General features: G+C 69.6%; 21 protein-coding genes and 1 pseudogene. 4 read left to right on the plus strand and 18 right to left on the minus strand.

Features of this window, described 5'->3' with window-relative positions; genetic code table 11:
• The first annotated feature begins 92 nt into the window (after positions 1-92).
• The gene (locus ACLJOU_RS14655; protein WP_410567543.1) at positions 93-1,214 is read left to right on the plus strand and encodes an acyltransferase family protein; all 1,122 of its coding nucleotides are present in this window, start codon (positions 93-95) and stop codon (positions 1,212-1,214) included.
• 76 nt (positions 1,215-1,290) lie between these two features.
• Here ACLJOU_RS14655 and ACLJOU_RS14660 read toward each other — a convergent pair whose 3' ends face one another.
• Positions 1,291-1,752, minus strand: a complete 462-nt coding sequence (locus ACLJOU_RS14660) for a MerR family transcriptional regulator (protein WP_410567545.1) — start codon at positions 1,750-1,752, stop codon at positions 1,291-1,293.
• Between the two features lie 24 nt (positions 1,753-1,776).
• Between ACLJOU_RS14660 and ACLJOU_RS14665 the strand changes: the two genes are divergently transcribed.
• A complete protein-coding gene (locus ACLJOU_RS14665; RefSeq protein ID WP_410567546.1) occupies positions 1,777-3,261 on the plus strand; it encodes an MFS transporter in 1,485 nt (494 codons plus the stop codon).
• 72 nt (positions 3,262-3,333) lie between these two features.
• Here the strand turns inward: ACLJOU_RS14665 and ACLJOU_RS14670 are convergent, their stop codons facing one another.
• Entirely contained in the window at positions 3,334-3,657 is a 324-nt protein-coding gene (locus tag ACLJOU_RS14670; RefSeq protein ID WP_410567548.1) for an XRE family transcriptional regulator, read from the minus strand.
• 239 nt (positions 3,658-3,896) lie between these two features.
• Between ACLJOU_RS14670 and ACLJOU_RS14675 the strand changes: the two genes are divergently transcribed.
• A complete protein-coding gene (locus tag ACLJOU_RS14675; protein ID WP_410567549.1) occupies positions 3,897-4,406 on the plus strand; it encodes a hypothetical protein in 510 nt (169 codons plus the stop codon).
• Here ACLJOU_RS14675 and ACLJOU_RS14680 read toward each other — a convergent pair.
• From ACLJOU_RS14680 to ACLJOU_RS14755, 16 genes and pseudogenes are all read right to left on the minus strand, one after another.
• Positions 4,328-5,485, minus strand: a complete 1,158-nt coding sequence (locus ACLJOU_RS14680; RefSeq protein ID WP_410567551.1) for an MAB_1171c family putative transporter — start codon at positions 5,483-5,485, stop codon at positions 4,328-4,330. The two genes, ACLJOU_RS14675 and ACLJOU_RS14680, sit on opposite strands and share 79 nt — an antisense overlap.
• Positions 5,482-5,826 carry a hypothetical protein gene (locus ACLJOU_RS14685; protein WP_410567553.1) on the minus strand — a complete coding sequence of 115 codons (345 nt, stop codon included), beginning with the start codon at positions 5,824-5,826 and terminating at the stop codon, positions 5,482-5,484. Before ACLJOU_RS14685 ends, ACLJOU_RS14680 begins: the two co-directional genes overlap by 4 nt.
• A gap of 865 nt (positions 5,827-6,691) precedes the next feature.
• Positions 6,692-7,078, minus strand: coding sequence for a hypothetical protein (locus ACLJOU_RS14690; protein ID WP_410567554.1), 387 nt, complete (start codon positions 7,076-7,078; stop codon positions 6,692-6,694).
• A 208-nt stretch (positions 7,079-7,286) separates the two neighbouring features.
• Positions 7,287-7,641: pseudogene (locus ACLJOU_RS14695) on the minus strand (S-(hydroxymethyl)mycothiol dehydrogenase); the annotation flags it as partial.
• Between the two features lie 212 nt (positions 7,642-7,853).
• Positions 7,854-8,024, minus strand: a complete 171-nt coding sequence (locus ACLJOU_RS14700) for a hypothetical protein (protein WP_410567556.1) — start codon at positions 8,022-8,024, stop codon at positions 7,854-7,856.
• Between the two features lie 7 nt (positions 8,025-8,031).
• On the minus strand, positions 8,032-8,391 hold the full coding sequence (locus tag ACLJOU_RS14705; RefSeq protein ID WP_410567558.1) for a group I truncated hemoglobin: 360 nt from the start codon (positions 8,389-8,391) through the stop codon (positions 8,032-8,034).
• Positions 8,392-8,889: 498 nt separating this feature from the next.
• Entirely contained in the window at positions 8,890-9,081 is a 192-nt protein-coding gene (locus ACLJOU_RS14710; RefSeq protein WP_410567560.1) for a hypothetical protein, read from the minus strand.
• A gap of 222 nt (positions 9,082-9,303) precedes the next feature.
• Entirely contained in the window at positions 9,304-9,876 is a 573-nt protein-coding gene (locus tag ACLJOU_RS14715) for an alkaline shock response membrane anchor protein AmaP (protein ID WP_410567562.1), read from the minus strand.
• Positions 9,873-10,400 carry a DUF6286 domain-containing protein gene (locus ACLJOU_RS14720; RefSeq protein ID WP_410567564.1) on the minus strand — a complete coding sequence of 176 codons (528 nt, stop codon included), beginning with the start codon at positions 10,398-10,400 and terminating at the stop codon, positions 9,873-9,875. Before ACLJOU_RS14720 ends, ACLJOU_RS14715 begins: the two co-directional genes overlap by 4 nt.
• Positions 10,397-10,771: an Asp23/Gls24 family envelope stress response protein gene (locus ACLJOU_RS14725; RefSeq protein ID WP_410567566.1), complete on the minus strand. Its 375-nt coding sequence runs from the start codon at positions 10,769-10,771 to the stop codon at positions 10,397-10,399. Before ACLJOU_RS14725 ends, ACLJOU_RS14720 begins: the two co-directional genes overlap by 4 nt.
• Before the next feature lie 5 nt (positions 10,772-10,776).
• Positions 10,777-10,953: a hypothetical protein gene (locus ACLJOU_RS14730; RefSeq protein ID WP_410567568.1), complete on the minus strand. Its 177-nt coding sequence runs from the start codon at positions 10,951-10,953 to the stop codon at positions 10,777-10,779.
• A complete protein-coding gene (locus ACLJOU_RS14735) occupies positions 10,950-11,258 on the minus strand; it encodes a hypothetical protein (protein ID WP_410567570.1) in 309 nt (102 codons plus the stop codon). Before ACLJOU_RS14735 ends, ACLJOU_RS14730 begins: the two co-directional genes overlap by 4 nt.
• Positions 11,255-11,722, minus strand: a complete 468-nt coding sequence (locus tag ACLJOU_RS14740) for an Asp23/Gls24 family envelope stress response protein (protein ID WP_410567572.1) — start codon at positions 11,720-11,722, stop codon at positions 11,255-11,257. Before ACLJOU_RS14740 ends, ACLJOU_RS14735 begins: the two co-directional genes overlap by 4 nt.
• A gap of 99 nt (positions 11,723-11,821) precedes the next feature.
• Positions 11,822-12,139: an ANTAR domain-containing protein gene (locus ACLJOU_RS14745; protein WP_410567574.1), complete on the minus strand. Its 318-nt coding sequence runs from the start codon at positions 12,137-12,139 to the stop codon at positions 11,822-11,824.
• A complete protein-coding gene (locus tag ACLJOU_RS14750) occupies positions 12,136-12,423 on the minus strand; it encodes an STAS domain-containing protein (RefSeq protein ID WP_410567576.1) in 288 nt (95 codons plus the stop codon). The genes ACLJOU_RS14745 and ACLJOU_RS14750 overlap by 4 nt, the downstream gene beginning before the upstream one ends.
• The gene (locus ACLJOU_RS14755; RefSeq protein ID WP_410567600.1) at positions 12,420-16,478 is read right to left on the minus strand and encodes a SpoIIE family protein phosphatase; all 4,059 of its coding nucleotides are present in this window, start codon (positions 16,476-16,478) and stop codon (positions 12,420-12,422) included. Before ACLJOU_RS14755 ends, ACLJOU_RS14750 begins: the two co-directional genes overlap by 4 nt.
• A 516-nt stretch (positions 16,479-16,994) precedes the next feature.
• On the opposite strand from ACLJOU_RS14755, the gene ACLJOU_RS14760 reads away from it, so the two are divergent.
• A partial coding sequence (locus ACLJOU_RS14760) for a GAF domain-containing protein (protein ID WP_410567602.1) occupies positions 16,995-17,447 on the plus strand: 453 nt, incomplete at its 3' end.

The following is a 17,447-nucleotide window of genomic DNA, read 5'->3' on the forward strand; positions in this document are numbered from 1 at the left end:
CCGTGGCCGAGCACCGCCGAGACCGCGGCGGCGATCGGGTGACCGGAGCCGGGGCAGGCGAGCAACCGGGCCGTCCCGGCAAACACGGACCGGTGAGCTTCCGCCCCGATGTCCAAGCGCTGCGCGCGCTGGCGGTCTCGGTGACCATCGTGAACCACCTGTGGCCGAATTCGCCGCTCACCGGCGGCTATGTCGGTGTCGACGTGTTCTTCGTGATCTCCGGTTATCTGATCAGCTCCCAGCTGATCCGCGAGATCGACGGCACCGGGCACCTGCGGCTGGCGCAGTTCTACGCACGGCGGGTGCGCCGCCTGTTGCCGGCGGCGTTCCTGGTCCTGCTGTTCGTCGCGATCGCCGCGTACCTGTTCGTCCCCCGTCCACAGTGGACGGGCTACGGCCGCGAGATCACCGCCGGCGCCCTGTACTGGCAGAACTGGCTGGTCGCCACGAAACCCGCCGACCCCACCCTGTTCACCGCGTTGCAGCACTACTGGTCGCTGTCGGTCGAGGAACAGTTCTACCTGTGCTGGCCGTTGTTGCTGCTGGTCCTGTTCAAGATGCCGGCGAAGCTCCGGTTCACCGGGATCGCCGTCGTCGGGCTCGCTTCGCTCGCGTACAGCGTGTACCTCACCGGGGCCAACCAGTACATGGCCTACCTGATCACGCCGGTCCGGGTGTGGGAGCTCGCGCTCGGCGCGGTGGTCGCGATGGCCGGGACGAAGCTCGAGCTGCCCAGGATCGCGGCGAACCTGGCATCGCTGGCCGGCCTGGCCGCGATCGTGTTCGCCGTGCTGGTGTTCAACGACTACAGCGAGTTCCCCGGGGCGCTGGCCCTGGTCCCCGCGGTGGGCGCCGCTCTGGTCGTCGTGGGCGGCACGAACCCGCACCGGCAGTGGCACTCCCCGGTGACCTCGTCGGCTCCCGTGCAACTGATCGGCGATCTCAGCTATTCGCTGTACCTGTGGCACTGGCCGTTGATCGTGCTGACACCGTACGCCTTTCCCGCCGCCGTGGCCGGCGGGAAACTCTCCACCTCGGCGTCTCTCGCGATCGTGGCGGCGTCGTTGGTGCTGGCGTACCTGTCGAAACGGTTCGTCGAGGATCCGATCCGGTTCTGGCCGCCCCTGGTCCGCAATCTCCGGCTGACGTTCACCGGCATGGTCGCCGGCATCGTCGTCGTGTGCGCGGTGGCGAGCGGACTGCTCCTGGCCTGAATCCGTCGGAATGCGACGACAAGACCGGCGTGGGTGTCCCACGCCGGTCTCCGTCATGCGCGGGCGATCCGGGTCGTCAGTGCTTGTCCGCCATCCGCGTCGGCGCCCAGATCCGGTCCGCGTCACCGGCGGCGAGCCGCCCGCGGTACACGTCGATCTTGTGGTCGATGAGTTCGAGGTTCTCGCGCAACTCCGCGAGTCTGGCCAGCACCTCGGCGCGGTGGGCCTCCAGGAGGGCGAGGCGCGCGTCCTCGTTGCCGATCCCGGCCGCGACGAGCTCGGCATAGCGCCGGATCGTCTTGATGGGCATGCCGGTGGCGCGCAACTTGGTGCAGACGACGATCCATTCGATGTCGAGCTGGTGGTAGCGCCGCCTGCCGCTGTGGGTGCGATCGAGGGGCGTGACCACCAGCTGGGCGCGTTCGTAGTAGCGCAGGGTGTGTGCGCTGACCCCGGTGCGACGGGAGGCCTCGGCGATACTCACACCCTCCGGCGGGATGGCGGGAAGGGCCTCGGCTGCCGACTTGACTTCGAGCACGCTCTAAATTCTAGCATCGATGTCATGACTCATTCAACAGCGCCAGACACCAAGAGTGACGGGATCGGCCGGCGCCGGCGGTCCTTGGTGTTCGCGATCTGCTGCGTCGCGGTGATGGTCGCGATGATGGACATCTCCATCGTCAACATCGCGCTGCCGTCCATTCGCCGTGACCTGGACACCACGATCTCCGGCCTGCAGTGGACGGTCGACGCGTACACACTGGTACTGGCCAGCTTCGTGGTGCTGGCCGGGTCCATCGCCGACCGGGTCGGCCGTCGCCGGATCTTCCTGGTCGGCCTGACCCTGTTCGGGATCGGCTCCGTACTGTGCGGTCTCGCACCGAGCATCGAAGGGCTGGTCGCGGCCCGCGCGCTGCAGGCCGTCGGCGCCACGATGCTGACCCCGGTGGCATTGGCGATCATCACCACCACCTACCCCGACCCGGGCGAACGGGCCAAAGCCATCGGCACGTTCGGCTCGATCACCGGCCTGGCCCTGGCGGCGGGACCGATCCTGGGCGGCGTCCTGGTCGACAGCCTGAGCTGGCGCGCCATCTTCTGGATCAACGTGCCGATCCTGGCCGTCGCGATCCTCGGCACGGTGCTCTACGTACCCGAGTCCCGCGCCGCGAGGACACGCCGGTTCGACCCGGTCGGCCAGGTCCTGTCGATCGTGCTGCTGGGCAGCCTCGTCTACGCGATCATCGAATCCCGCTGGCTGGGCTGGACCTCGCCGGTCATCCTCGCCCTGCTCGCCGTCGCCGTGCTCAGCCTGCTGGGCATCCTGCTCTACGAACCGCGCCGGACCGACCCGTTGTTCGAGCTGCGCCTGTTCCGCAGCGCACCGTTCAGCGGAGCGCTGCTGATGGCCCTGCTCGCGTTGTGCGCCTTCCAGGGGTTCCTGTTCGTCACCACCCAATACCTGCAGGATGTACGAGGCCTGGCGGCGTTGGCGGCCGGGCTGTGCCTGCTCCCGGTCGGCGGCCTGATCGCGCTGCTCTCCCCGTTCGCGGGCAAGCTGGTCGCCTCGCGTGGTCCCCGGCTGCCCCTGGTGATCGCCGGCGCCGCACTCATACTGGGCGGCGCCGCATCACTCTGGCTCGAACCGGACACCCCGCTCGTCGCCGTGCTCGCGACCTACCTGCTGTTCGGTGCGTTCCTGGGTCTTGTCAACCCGCCGATCACCAACACGGCGGTCGCCGGGATGCCACGTTCGATGGCCGGTGTGGCCGCGTCGCTGATCTCCACCGGACGACAGACCGGCACCACGCTCGGCGTGGCGATCGCCGGCACCATCGTGGGCTCGTCCCTGGCCAACGGACGGCATGCCTACACGATCGCGGAACACGGCGTATGGTGGCTGATCCTGGTGCTCGGCATCGGCATCGTCGTCCTCGGGCTGGTAGCCAACGGGCGTTGGGCCAAGGGCACCGCCGAGCGCGCGGTGGAGCTGTTCGAGGAAGTCGACCGGGGCGCCGATGTCCGCCCGGCCGAGGTGCGCCGCTGACCCACCACCGGACGGCGGGCGCGGCACTCGATCCCTGCCGTCCGGTTCGCGGGAGAAGCGCGGCTTCGTGGCTCAGTCGTCTATCTCCGGCAGTCCTTGCAGCTTGCGGATCTCGTCCAGTACGGCGCGGACGGGTGCGAGGCTCTCCGGTGGCAGCCCGACGGCACGCAAAGCGATCGAGCGAACGCCGGCCTGGTGCAGCTCGTCCAGCATGGCAAGCTGCTTGACGGCCTGATCGGCGTGATCACGATCGAAGAAGTACGCCGTTGTCACGCCGAAGAACTTCGCGAGCGCTTCCAGCAGGTCGTAGGACGGCCGTTCACGTTTGCCGGTGCGCAGCGCCGACAGGTAGGCGCCACTGACCCGCAGCCCCGGGTTCCGCTTCTTGAGTTCCACGGCAACTTCGTCATTGGTCCAGGAACGTCCCTGTGGGCGGCTCGACCGGAACAACGAGTCTAGTTGCTCGGCGAGTACGGACTCGCCGTCATCGTGAACCATTTGCGGCCTTCATTTCGAGTGCGTACCAGGAGGTGGATCCTATCAACTGACAGTCCAACGATATGCCGTATATGTCACATTCGTCTAGTGCCGCGGTCACCGTTCGACTGGTCGGCCGCCGCCGGAAGGAGTCCAGCGTGTCGTCCCGCCCGATCGTACTGACCTGCGTCGCCGTCGCCGGTCTCGCGCTCCTGACCGGAGACGGGACAGGGGTCCCCTTCCCCGCACTAGAGGCCGCCATGGACGGGCTGGTCACGCAGGTGAGGCTGAGCGGCGGGTTCACCGTCGATCCACGCGACGGAACCCAGCCGGTCACCGGCTTCGTGGCGGCGACCGGTCGCGCGGGCGCCCTGGCAGAACCGGCCGTGACGTTCTTCGGCGGCCGCGGCACGTCCGTCCTGCGCCGCTACCTGTCCGACCACGCGGCCGAGCTGCGGATGTATCCGTCCCGCCTGCTCGGCGCCTACTACAACCGGCGGGGGCAACGGGTCGTGCTGAGCACGGTCGACGTGATCGACGACCGCACCACGGCGATCGCGCTGGGCGCGGCCCGCCGGCAGGTGACGATCTACGACCTGGCGTCCCGCCGGGAGATTCCGACCGGGTACTCCGCCGAAGACCCCGATCGCCGCCAACCCCGTCGGTAGGCGGCCACCTCGTCGGCGAGTTCGATCAGCCACGTGACGTCATCGTCAGGTCCACGGTCCCGAGCCGCCATCGGCGGACCGTCGTCACCAGCCCGCGCGACGGCCCCGGCGATCACGGCCGGCACGCCCTCGCTCGACCGGTCGTCCGTCCGCAGCCGCAGCGCGCGTAGTGCGTCGTGAACCTCGATGATCCTGCGGTGCAGCCAGAAACTCACGTCACGAAGCCGCAGTACATCGCCGAGCCACGTCCGCGACGGCCTCAGCGCGACCTCGGGCACCTGCTGGTGGAGCGTTCGCCACAGGGGATAGAGGCGACGGTAGGTGCGGTAGTCCCGAAGCCACCGCTTCGTCGCGGAAAGCCGCGGTCCCAGCACCGGCACCACCCAGCCGAGCAACTCGAGTAGCGCGCCGGCGTCACCCAAGGTCCACGCGACCGGTTCAAGCGCGCGCAAATCGAGGCCCATGGGCGCGGCGACCAGGTCGACGACCCGGATCGTGCCGTACATCAGGATGAGCACCCCACCGGCCGCCATGGTCAGCATGCCGCATCGCAGCCAGAAACGGTCGGCGATCTTCGCGAAACGCCGGCAGTGGTGCACCACGTCCGCCTGGCCGACGACACAGGCAAGGGCGTAGATCACGAGGTAGGGTGCTTGCCACAGCTTGTGGGCGTTCTCCAGATAGAAGTACTGAAACCGCTGGTTCCCCGGCGTGAAGACGAGATACGTTCCCACGTAGGCGACAAGAGCGAGAACCCAGCACGAGCACCGGCGGCGCATCTTGTGCCGAGCCAGTTCGGGCGAGTAGGTCCAGTGAACGAGGAGATACTGCTGGGCCGCGGTCAGGCCCAGCACGCAAACCCCGCTGAGCAGCCCGGCGGTTTGCGGTACGCCGGTCCACCCGTCGAGGCGCGCCGCGATCGGCGGCACCAACACCAGATAGCTCAGTGCCGACAGGCCGACGTAGAGGCAGAAGACCACCGTGGCGCGGTCCCGCCGGCCGCGTGCCACGCCGACCAGCTTGTACAGCAGGATGGCGCAACCGAACGCCAGACAGACCGTGCGCAGATCCGTCTTCACGAGCCGTCTCCGTCAGTGGAAAACGTTTTCTCCAGTCGAGCCAGCACCTCCTGGTCCTCTTCGGGCGGCGTCGGGCCGGATCGCTCCGGCCGTGCGTTCATCCGCCGCAGGATCACCGAGGCCATGATCTCGGCTTCCAGTTCATGCTCGTCGCCGTAGTCCGCGCGGTTGAGCATGTCCCGGACCAGACCGGGATCCAGGTTCGGGAAGACCAGCCGGGCGACGTTTCCGTCGATCGGGACGATGCCGGTGTGACCGCACATGATGTGCGCCAGTTCATGGGCGATGATGTGGTCCTGATGGGTCCTGCTGGTTTCCGCCTCGTAGGCGACGACGTCCATGGTGGGCAGTGTCAGCGAGAGCCCGGACGGTTGGTCGGCGCCCAAAGCCAGCGGAATGAGGTGGATCGGCCGTCCCCGGCGCCGGCTCAGCTCCTGGGCGACGGTGGTGATGGTGGAAGACGGCGGTAGCTGCCACTCGGCGAACCGGGATTCACAGTGCCTGAGCAGGCGCCTGATCTCCCGGGTCGTACCTGGGGTGCGCCGCCTCAGCAGCTTGATGACGGCCCGGGCATGGGTATACCTCACGTCGTTCCCCCAAACGATGGACGGTCGCCCTATGAAGCGCAATGGTCCCAAACCAGGTCAAGCTTGACAAGTACGCCCGAGGTTACGCCGCCCCAGCCGAGATCTGTGCGCTCTGGCCGAGCGGGTACCGCTCGAGCGGTTCGGTGGTCTTTCTTCTGGTCGTAGTGCTCCAGAATGTAGTCGACGATCTGGCGCGACCGTTGCGGTGCGGGCAAGGCCGGCGTAGCTCATGCCTGACTGTCCATTGTGGTATGACCGGTCACTGAACCGGTGTCTTGCGGGACACCCGAGGCACAAGCCTTTCGGCCGCCCACCTCCCCTGGTCGACTCCTCGCCGCCCGAACGGACGCAGCGAAGGAGACCCAGTGGACCAGTACCGAACGGAGCAGATGGAAGACGACGAGCCCCCGACAGGCGTACGCCTCGACGCCGGGCCAACCGCCACGCCCCGGCGGTCGCCCGCCGGCTGATCACCTGGCTCGCTCCCGGTGATCAGCTGGCCCCAACCGCGGGCTCTGCAAGTCCAATTCGCGTTCGGCGCGGTGGTGACATAGCCGTCCCGCCCGATACTGCCCCGGCCTGGTTACCGACACACCACGGCAACCACAGCGCGGACCGATCAGTTGCCGCTGCCGCTGCCGCCGTCGGCGATGGAACCGGACGCGCAGTTGTAGGGACTCGCCCCGGCCGCGCCGTGTCCGTCGCTGCCACCGTCCTCATCGCCGGCGTCGCCCTGGCTCGGCGACAAGATCGGCACGCCGATACCGTTGAGCGAGTCCTGGATCGGAACCTGCACGATGAGAACGTTGACTTCGAGACCGCAGACGCCCGGGGTGACGTTGACGTTGTGCAGAAGATCGGTGTTGTTCAAGTTGAGCAGACCGGCCTGGCTGCCGAAGCCGCCGCCGTGGTGGTGACCGGGCGGCGTGTCGGCGGACGCGACACCACCGGCGAGGAACGCACCCGCAGCCACCCCAGCCACGAGAAAACCGGCCTTCTTCACCATCACGTTTCTCCTCCACAACTCATCCAGCGAAAGACACGGGCAAAGGCAAGTACTTCGCCCACGCGACGGAACGCTATCCGGAAACCCCGGCTCGTCTCCATCCGTAGCCACCATCGAGTAGACCTCGAAGCCGCTGAACACGAAGCACGACCCCCATTCGAGTCAATCGCGCTCATCCACGTCCGTCCCGGCCACACCGCTGTAATGCTGTGTCCGCGGCATTGCCGGTGTGGGTGGCACCGAGATCGCGCCCATGCGAGCTTCCGCTCGTCGATCGCGATGGTCGCGGTCGCCCCGGCCAGGGCCGCGCCGGCGATCGCGGCGTCGCCGACACCGCCGCAGCCCAGCAGGCCTGCCAACGCGGGGCCCGCCACCGGATCGACCTTCGTGCACGGTCAACGTCATCTTCTGCGCCGCGTTGAACGTGTCGAAGCAGTACCGCGGTCAGCCAAGCTTGCACGCGCGGCGTCGCCCGCACACCGCACGCCAGTTCAGGCGACGTAGTCGCCGCGTTGCCCCGATTCGGCGCCCTCGCAAACGTTCTCCACCATGCCCGCCGCCTCAGGACGATCGCGTGCACCCGGCGAGCGAGCGCCGTGAGCAGCGTCTCGGCTTCGAGGCGGGCGAACATCAGAACTTCCTGACCCTCAGGGACGGAGACGTCGCCGATGCCGACCTCGATGGTCGTGGAGCGGAAGAACGTCTGCACCGGAGATTCCCAGCGCATTGCCTCGTCGAATGCGACTCTCACCAGGCCGGGGCTCTCGCGCAGCCGCTATTCCGGGTGGGTGGCGAACGCGTCAGCACAGCGGAAAGTGTGGTGGCGGCCCCAGTCCGACGGCTCCCGGGACCCGGGGCGTTCCGCGGCGACGAGGTCGTTCACGAGCCACCCGGTGTAGCGGCCGCTGCCGCGGGTGCCCGCCGGTGGCGCGACCCCGGCGGGCACCCGTTCCTCACACCGGGGCGACTATGTCTTCCGACAACGGCGCGATGGCGCCGATGATCGTCTCCGTGGTTTCTTCCGGCACCCCCGCGGACAAGAGGGAATCCGTCAGGTATTTGGCTACGAGGTCGAAGTGGTGCTGGGCGATGCCCCGGCCACGGTGGACGTCCTTCATGGTCCGCCCACGGTACTCGTCCGGACCGCCGAGGGCCGCCGTGAAGAATTCGACCTGCATCCCCTTCAGGCGCGACATGTTCGTCCCGCTGAAGAACGGGGCCAGCTCCGCGTCGGCCAGGACGCGTTCGTAGAAGTCGTCGACCACGGCCGCCAGCGCGTCCTGGCCGCCGATCTGCTCGTAGATGCTCGTCACGTCGCCTCCCGATCGTGGTGGTCACCGCAGTGACCAGAAAACCGCCGGGAGGTTTCTCGCGGGTAAGAACGCGATCAACCGCGCGTTAGGTGATTCTCACCGCGGCATTCGCGACCGGCCTCCTTCAGCAGCCGGGGAAAGCAGCGGCTCGGTGTCGTAGAGGAAGTCAGTAGGCAGGGCTCTTTCGCCCCTTCACGGGGATGCCGATGCTCGTGCTCCTCCATCGCCGGGCTGTCCATCGTCCACCTGGTAGGACGGATGCCCGTACGTGCCGCCCTGCATCGCGCTCGTGGCCGCTTCGCCATGGACGAGCAGCCGATCACGCGCTCGGCGCACTGGACGACCCACCGCAGTGCGGCATACACACCACATCCGCCACGCCCGGCACCCGCGCGACTCGGCGCTGCGCGCAGCCCATCGCCACGGCGGGGCGATGGGCGCGACGGAACGCGACCAGGTCCGGCCCGCGCGCCGGGGGCCGCTGCGGCCGGGCGGTCCTCAGGCGCGCGGCCCCTGCCGCCGGCCTACCGAGCGGCCGATGAAGTAGCCGAGCAGCAGACCGATGACCAATCCGATCGCTATGAAGAAGACCACCGTGGCCGCGGCGATTTTGCCGACGGTGCCGAGAAAGCCCTTAGCTTCGAGCTCCTGCGCTGTCACCAAGGCGTGGACGAGCAAGTGGTGTGTCATGATCCCAGAGTGGCACCAGGCACCGCGGCCTGCACAGCGGGAGACGGGCCGGCCGAGGCACGACGACACGGCGGCCCCTCGGCAGGTTCGGGGCCACGCCCTGCCGGGACCCCGACACCCGCGCCGCGCCCATCTCGGTGATCACACACCCGAGGCGTCATTCCGGCCCGAACCGATCGCGCAGCGGATCGGAGTGATCAATGCGTGCTCCCCCGACTCGCCTCAACGGACCGTGCGCTCCGCCGCGGAGCTGACGCGGAATTCCATGCTCACCGGCACCGTTTCCAGCTCGAGTGCCTGCCGAAGCCGGGGCAGGCCGTCGGTCGTCAGGCGGTCGCGGACCTGTCCCGGATCGCCGTCCTGAGACAGGGTCACCACCAGCGCCAGCGTCGGATCGTCGCGGGTTCCGGCCAGTGTGGCGCGCGCGTGGTGCACACCGGGGTAGGTCCTCAGTTCCTCGGTGAAGGGCGCGACCGCGGCGTCGGCGGACAGTTCGGTGCGGCCACGGTCCGGGTCGGTGTCGAAGCGCCACGTCCGCGTCGGCGGGCGGCGGGCCAGCTGGGCGAGCACCCAGCGCAGCACCAGCAACCCGACGAGCACGGCCGCCGTGGCGGTGACGTACAGCCCCCAGGTCGGTGGCCGGGTCGTTCCCGGCACCAGCGGCGAATCCGGATCGAGCAGCCGCAGCTGCCCGAAATGGGTCGCGAGCGCGAATCCGCCGGCGGCCAGCAAAACCAGCCCAAGCAGGCCGAGGACCGTGCGGTTGAGCCGCGCGGGGCGGTTGAGGTCGGTCATGCCGTCCTCCTGGGGGCGCGGACCCGCACCGCCACCGCTGGCCGGGTAGCCGGGCCGATCCGGTCGAGCCGGTCCGTGACCGCCGCGCGGACGGCGTCGGCCAGGCCGTCGGGCCGGGTCCGCGTGGTGGTGACCCGGACCTTCACCCGCCGCGAACGCAGCTTCACCCGGGCACCGGAGACACCGTCGACGCCGGCCACAGCCGCACGCAGGGCCGAGCGGTAGCTGCCGCGGGCGACGCCGGAGTGGAACGGGCCGTCCACCGGCAGCACGGTGGCGGCCCCGGGCATGACCGCGGCCAGCAGCAGAACCAAGCCGGCCACGGCGAGAAAACCGCCGGCGAGGGCGGGTTGCACGTCGGTCCACCGCAGGTTGTGCAGGGTGGCGGCGACGGTTTCGTAGCTGATCCACGGGCGTTCGCCGAGGATCAGCTGGACGGCGCTCACGCAGACGAGCACGCACGCGGCCAGCAACACGAGCGCGGTCAGCAGCGCCGGGACACTGCGGCGTGGTCGGCGTTTCATTCGACCCTCCGGCGCTGGGCAACGGTGGTGCGCAGGGCGGTGACGGTGATGTCGACGCGGGTCACGACGAGTCCGGTCAGTTCTTCGACGCGGCGCTCGAGGTGCTCGCGAGCGCGTTCCGTCGTGCGCGTGACGGAGGCGGGATAGGTGATCGAGAGGCGGATGTCCAGCGTCACCTCGCTGCCGGTGACGTGCGCGGTGACCCTGGCGGAGCGGTCGAGGTCTTCGGCGCCGAGGCTGACGCCGAGGAACCGGCCGGCGGTGCCGCCGACGTCGTCGAGTTCCCGTGCCGCGTGGGCGGCGAGGCGTTGCACCGCCTGCTCGGCGATGGTGAGCGTCCCGCGGTCCGGGGCGGTCAGCGTGGTGGTCATGGCGTTCAGCCCCGGTCGCGGCCGGACAGTTGCGACAAGTCGAGCTTCCCGTCGAGGACGCGGCCGACGAGGAAGCCGATCGCGCCGAGGACCGCGACGGCGGCGAAGGCGCCGAAGCCGCCGAAGGCGACGGCCAGGCCGAGGACGAGGCCGGTGAGCAGGCCGAGCTGGGTGGATGTCACGAGACCTTCTCCTTCAGTTGTTCGTGCGTAATGGGTGGTTCGACGATGTCCGCGACCACGACGTGCACCTCTCGCCCGGTGTCGCCCGCCGCGCTCCGTACGGCCGCGGCGAGCTCGGTGGCCACCAGGGGGTAGCGAGCGGTGACGGCGATGGTGACGTCTCCGTCGCGGACTCGGACGCCCGCGACCCGCTGCGGCGGAACAAGGGTGGCGATCTCCCCGAACCGGCCGCCGTGCAGGCCGGCCACGCCGGGCACGGCCAGCACGGCGGCGGCGATCCGGGCGGCGTCGGGCTCGGCGGTCACTGCACCCGGCCGGTGTCGGTGGGCTCGCCCTCCTCGTCGGAGGGCAGGTGCAGGTCGCCGACGTGGATGTTCACCTCGACCACTTGCAGGCCGGTCATCTGCTCGACCGCGGTGATCACGTTGCGGCGCACCGAGCGGGCCAGGTCGGCGATGGAGACGCCGTACTCGACGACCAGCTGCAGGTCGACGGCGGCCTGCGTCTCCCCGACCTCCACCGACACGCCTTGGCCCGCCGAAGCGGTCGCGCCCGGGATGCGCTCTCGGATCGCCGAGAAGGCCCGCACGGCACCACCACCGAGGGCGTGGACGCCGGGAACCTCACGGGTGGCCAGGCCGGCGATCTTCTGGACCACGACATCGGAAATCGACGTCGAGCCCTGGGCGCTGACCAGTGCGCCATCGGTCTTCGTGGCGGGCTGCGCCGAACTGGTCTGCGCGGGCACCTTGGCAGCGGCGGTCGTCATGGTTGTCTCCTTCGCACGGAACGGATATGCCTTGCGGTGGCGGAAGAAGCAGCCTTGTTGTTTCTTCCACACCGGATCGACACCCCGCTCGAGCGATCGTCACGACCCGATCGTGTGAAGCACACCACTTTGCACGACGGCGTTGTTCTCCACGCGAGAGAAGACCGCAGCCGCGTTGGGGGTCGGCAGGCCAACCCGGTTGCCGGCGCGGTGGAGCGTGTCGTCGACGAGCGACTGGGCCACGACGTGGAGCTTGGTGTTCGTGTGCTGGGACAATTCAACGAGCAACGCGAACGCCTCGTCTGGTGTGCAGCCCCGCTGTCCGATCGAAATGCCACATCGGCAGCGTCCCCGGTGTTGGCACGTCGTAACGCAGGTTGGCCGTCCCGCGCTTCCGGACGGGGTCAACCGGGTCATTGTTCGACGTGGATCAGCGAGGTCAGGCCGCTGAAGGCCAGCACCGGTTCGAGCACCGGGTTGATGATGAGGCTGAGCTGGCCGGCGTGGGCGAACAGGGCGTTGATCGCGCCGCTGTCGAGGTAGCCCACCGCGCGCAGGTCGACGATGAGGGGGCCGACGGCCGTGGCGTCGTCGAGGGCGCGGCTGAAGGCGGTGATGTTGCTGAGATCGATCTCCCCGGTCGCGATCAGCACGCGTTTTCCGTCGTGGCGACGGGACATTTCCAGAGCGAGCGGTGTCATGCAGTGATCCTCGCGTGCAGGTGGACGGTGGTGCCGCCGGTGGTCGGGTGCACGCTGACTTCGTTCACCAGTTCCCGCATCATGGTCATGCCGCGGCCGCGCCGGGAGTTCGCGGAGGGCTGCGGGGGCTGCCACGTCCCGGTGTCGGTGATGGTCACGTGCACCTGGTCGACGAAGGCGGCCGCGTTCAGCCGGATCGCACCTCCAGGGGTGTCCCGGTGGCCGTGTTCGATGGCGTTGGCCACGGCTTCGCCCGTGGCGACCAGGACGTTCTGGATCTGTTCCGTGTCCAGTCCGCATCGCTCGAGCCAGCCGCGCAGGGCCTGACGGGTGGGAGCCAGCTGCCCGGCGTCGGCCGGGAACCCGATCGCCAGCGGGCCGGGCTGGCGGTACAGGAGCACCGCGACGTCGTCCTCATAGCCGGCCGCTGGGGCCAGCTCCGTCATCAGCTTGTCGGCGAGTTCGTCCGGTGTCGCGGTGGTGCTGTTCTCGACCAGCTCGGCGACGCGGGCGATGCCCTCGTCGAGCGGGTGCCGTCGGCGTTCCACGAGACCGTCGGTGTAGAGCAGCAGGGTGCCGCGGGGCGGGATGACCACCCGGGCTTCGGGCCGGGTGTGGTCGGCGAGGATGCCCAGTGGGATGGAGTGGCCGTCCTCCAGCAGCTGCGTGGTGCGGTCGGCGTGGACCAGGACCGGGGGCGGGTGGCCCGCGCTGGAGTAGGTCAGTTCGCCGGTTTCGGGGGTGAGTACGGCGCAGAAGGCCGTGGTGCAGGTGGCGCCGGGCAGCCTGGCGGCGAATCGGTCCAGCGCGGCCAAGGCCGCGGCCGGGGTCGGGTGTTCGAGGAGCAGGGCGCGGCAGGCGCTGCGCACCTGTCCCATGACGGTGGCCGCCGCCAGGCCGTGCCCGACGCAGTCGCCGACGACGAGGGCAATCCGTCCGCCGTCGAGGTCCACCAGGTCGTACCAGTCACCGCCGACCTGCAGGGGACGGGTCGCCGGCTGGTACCGCACGGCGAAGCCACCCGGCAGCTGCTGCGGACCGAGGATGGCGTGCTGCAGCGCCAGCGCGGTCTCGCGCTGCTGGTCGTGCTGGTGGACGCGCGAGAGCCCCTGGCCGAGCCGTCCGGCGAGCACGGTCAGCAGCGTCTCGTCTTCGGAGGTGACCCGCCGTCGCTCGGCCAGCTCCAGCCACAGGACCAGGATCCCCGCGGGGTGTTGCAGGGCGATGCCGACGGCCTCGGGGTCACCCGTGATGGGAGTGAGCGGGTCACCTGCACGCAACGCCTCGATCGTCGCCCGCACTTCCGGCGCGAGCTCGTTCCACGGGATCGGCTCACCGGCGCACACCAGCTGCGGCTCTGCCCCCTCCGGGAACGTCACCGCCAGCGCGCGGCGTGCCTTCCACACGTGGCACAGCTCCTCGACCGACGCCGTCACCGCCTCGGTCACGGTGTCGGCTTGGGCGAGCTGCTGGTTGAGCGCCGCCAGCGCGGCTTGGCGCTGCACCGTGTAGTGCTCGGCGGTGACGTCGCGGAACGTCCCGACCGTGACCTGGCGGCCGGTTTCCGGATCGTCGACCCGGGTGAAGGTGGCCGTGACCCACACCCGGTGCCCGGCGCGGTGGATGACGGGAACGGTAAGGCTGCCATGGGGGTTGCCGAGCAGTGCGGCATACGCTTCGGTGGCCTGTTGGCGGGCGTCGGGATCGGTGGCTGCGTCGGGCCACCACGGGTGGCTCGGTTCGTACGGCAGGCCTTCCGGGCCGAACCCGAGGATGTCGGTGAAGGTCTTGTTGATCTCGATGACCGAGCCGTTCTCGTCGCAGACGAAGAACGCCTCCTGCAGCGAGTCCACCAGGGCGGTGCGCCAGCGGGCGTGGTGGTTGCGCAGGCGCGCGAGTTCGACGTTGGCCCGGACGCGGGCCAGCAGTTCGGCGGCGGCGAACGGCTTGACGAGGTAGTCATCGGCCCCGGCCTGCAGTCCTTCGATGGAAGCTTCCTGCCCGGCGCGGGCCGACAGCAGCAGGACCGGCACCGCGACGGTGCGGGCATCCCCGCGCAGCTCGCCCACCAGGGCGAGGCCGTCCAAGCCTGGCATCATCACGTCGCTGATCACCAGGTCCGGTGGATCGGTGCGGGCGATGTCGAGTGCCTGTCCGCCGTCGACGGCGGTGGTGACCCGGTAATCGGCGTCGGTCAGCAGGCGCGTCAGGTATTCGCGCATGTCGGCGTTGTCGTCAGCGACCAGGACTCGGGCGGGAACAGCAGCGCTGCTCCGCACCGGGCTCGCGGCGTCCCCCGTGCGAGTTCCTTCCGGCAGCCAACGCAGCGCTTCTTGGATGTACTGCTCGGCGGTGGCGGAGGTGGCGACGCTGGTCACGGCCGGTGCCAGGGCGTCGGCCGGGAGGTGGGTGGAGCCGAACGGTAGCCGGATGACGAATGCGGTGCCCGCGCCCTCGACGCTGTCAGCGGCGATGGTGCCACCGTGCAGCTCGACCAGCTCCCGGACCAGCGCCAGCCCGATGCCGCTGCCCTCGCCGGATCGGGCGCGGGTGTTCTCGATGCGGTGAAACCGCTCGAACAGGCGCGGCATCTCCGCGGCGGGAACGCCGACGCCGGTGTCGGCGACGGTGACGACCGCGCGATCGTCGTCGCGGCCGACGGTGACGGCGATGGACCCGTCGAAGGTGAACTTGAGCGCGTTGCTGAGGAGGTTGAACACCACCCGCTCCCACATGCCGCGGTCCAGGTGCACCGGCTCGCCCAAGGACGGGCAATCCACCCTGAACGTCAGCCCGGCCTTCTCGATGGCCGACCGGAACACGCTGGCGAGCTCGGCGGTGACCGCAGCCAGGTCAACCGGCTCGTACCTCGCCTGCATGCGGCCGGCTTCGATGCGGGAGAAGTCCAGCAGCGTGTTGACCAGCTTGCTCAGCCGGAGGCTGTTGCGGTGGACAACCTCGAGTTCCTCGCGGGCCCGCTGGTCCCCGTCGGCCCAGCGGCCACGCAATTCCTGGACCGGGCCGAGGATCAGGGTCAGGGGCGTGCGGAATTCGTGGCTGATGTTGGAGAAGAACGTGGTTTTCGCCTGGTCCAGCTCTGCCAGTTCTTCGGCGCGTCGCTGCTGGGCCTGGTAACTGCGGGCGCTGGCGATGCCCGCGGCGAGGTGCCCGGCCACCAGGTCGATGAACCCGCGGTAGCCGTCATCGAGTTCGCGGTACCGGTTCAACGCCGCCACCAGGAACCCGTACGGGGCGCTGCCCTGCTGCCGGAGCGGCACGACCAGCGCGTGCGTGGGTGGTTCCGGCCACGACCCGGCCGGCGGGTCCGGGAAGACCGCGCCGTCCAGCTCGACCAGCACCGACTCTCCCCCGGCGACGGTGTCGACCGGCCACGCGGTGGCTGGGGGCGCGGCCTCGATGCCGGTCGTCCCGGCGAGCACCGCGCCCGGACCGTCGAAGAGGTAGGTCAGGGTGAATGGGAGGTCACGCAGGTCCTGGCCGAGTTGCCGGCCGGCGAAGCCGAGCACCTGCTGTTCAGTCTGCACGACGCTCGGGTCCGAGCCGAGGTCTCGCAGCATCGCCATCCGGCGCTCGCCGATGACCCGCTCGGTTTCCTCGGTGACGACGCAGAGCATGCCGACCACCTGGCCCGTGTCGTCGCGCAGCGGGCTGTAGGAGAACGTGTGGTAGGTCTCCTCCGGGTAGCCGGAGCGCTCCAGGAACAGCAGCAGTGCTTCGTCCCAGGTGGCTTTGCCGGTGGCGAGCACCGTCTGGATCCGGGGGCCGATGTCGTCCCAGATCTCCGCCCACACCTCGCTCGCCGGCCGGCCCAGCGCCCACGGGTACTTGCGGCCCAACGTGTCCCGGCGGTAGGCGGCGTTGCAGAAGAACGTCAGCTCCGGGCCCCAGGCCATCCACATCGAAAACCGCGACGACAGCAGGATGCTCACGGCGGTCCGCAGGCTCTGCGGCCAGCTCGCCGGCGCCCCCAGCGGGGTCGACGTCCAGTCCACCCGGGCCAGGTCGCGTCCGATCTCGTCGTCGGCGGCGAACACCCCGGTCAACGGGCTGCCTCCAGCAGCTTCAGAGCGCACTCAGGACCTTTCATGCTCGCCTGCCCGGCGTCAGCCTTCTGCCGTGATCCGCTGCTCTCAGCACTCCACACGATGTGGTGTTCGGAGCCGGCCGCCCGCCGGATTGCCCGGGTGGAGATGGAGACGGCCCTGCCGGCCCTGCGTTTAGACCCGGCAGGGCCTAGACCCGAAGAAGCCCGTACGGGAGATCCGGATCCACGATCCCCTTACCCTCCTGTCGCGCACCGAAACACGAATCGCTCTCGGCGCTCGGTTCTGTCCCGGCGCACAGGTGTGACGGGCTCGTAGCGACCCGGCGCCCCGGCGGGTTACGTTGGTCGCTGCGATGGTTGAGAACGCAGCCGTCTTCCACAGCAACTCAGGGAGACCGGCATGGGCAATGATCAGGACTGGCAACGCGACAAGGAAACCTTCGTCGCCGACGGCGAACCCGCTCCCGGCCCCCTGGCCGAACAGTTCGCCCGGCTGACCCGCACCCTGGTCACCGCCCCGACCGTCGAAGACGTCCTCCAACGCGTCCTCGAAGCCACGACCGCGATGGTCCCCGCCGCCGACCTGGCCAGCTTCACCCTGCTCGACGCCGACGGCCACTTCCACACCCCCGCCGAGACCGACGAGGTCGCCACCGAGCTCGACCGGCTGCAGTACCGCTTCCGGGAAGGCCCCTGCGTCGAAGCCGCCGACCCCGGCGGCCCGGCGGTGGCAATCGCCCCGGACCTCGCGGCCGAGCCACGCTGGCCCCGGTGGGCCCCGGCCGCCACCCAACTCGGAATGGGATCCGTCCTGTCCACCGCGCTCATCACCGGACCCCCCACCGGCGAATCCAGCGGCGCCCTCAACGTCTACTCACGATCCCGGCACGGACTGGACACCGCCGACCGCGACGTCCTGCTGCTCCTGGCCACCCACGCCTCCCTCGCCCTGGCCACC

It is taken from the genome of Amycolatopsis sp. cmx-4-61, from assembly GCF_046548775.1.
Classification (GTDB): Bacteria; Actinomycetota; Actinomycetes; order Mycobacteriales; family Pseudonocardiaceae; genus Amycolatopsis.

Coding starts and splice junctions, on each gene's coding strand:
- ACLJOU_RS14690 (WP_410567554.1), bottom strand. CDS start 7,078: ATGGTGAAGAAGGCCGGTTTTCTCGTGGCTGGGGTGGCTGCGGGTGCG.
- ACLJOU_RS14685 (WP_410567553.1), bottom strand. CDS start 5,826: ATGGACGTCGTCGCCTACGAGGCGGAAACCAGCAGGACCCATCAGGAC.
- ACLJOU_RS14745 (WP_410567574.1), bottom strand. CDS start 12,139: ATGACCCGGTTGACCCCGTCCGGAAGCGCGGGACGGCCAACCTGCGTT.
- ACLJOU_RS14740 (WP_410567572.1), bottom strand. CDS start 11,722: ATGACGACCGCCGCTGCCAAGGTGCCCGCGCAGACCAGTTCGGCGCAG.
- ACLJOU_RS14715 (WP_410567562.1), bottom strand. CDS start 9,876: ATGACCGACCTCAACCGCCCCGCGCGGCTCAACCGCACGGTCCTCGGC.
- ACLJOU_RS14750 (WP_410567576.1), bottom strand. CDS start 12,423: ATGACACCGCTCGCTCTGGAAATGTCCCGTCGCCACGACGGAAAACGC.
- ACLJOU_RS14720 (WP_410567564.1), bottom strand. CDS start 10,400: ATGAAACGCCGACCACGCCGCAGTGTCCCGGCGCTGCTGACCGCGCTC.
- ACLJOU_RS14665 (WP_410567546.1), top strand. CDS start 1,777: ATGACTCATTCAACAGCGCCAGACACCAAGAGTGACGGGATCGGCCGG.
- ACLJOU_RS14710 (WP_410567560.1), bottom strand. CDS start 9,081: ATGACACACCACTTGCTCGTCCACGCCTTGGTGACAGCGCAGGAGCTC.
- ACLJOU_RS14725 (WP_410567566.1), bottom strand. CDS start 10,771: ATGACCACCACGCTGACCGCCCCGGACCGCGGGACGCTCACCATCGCC.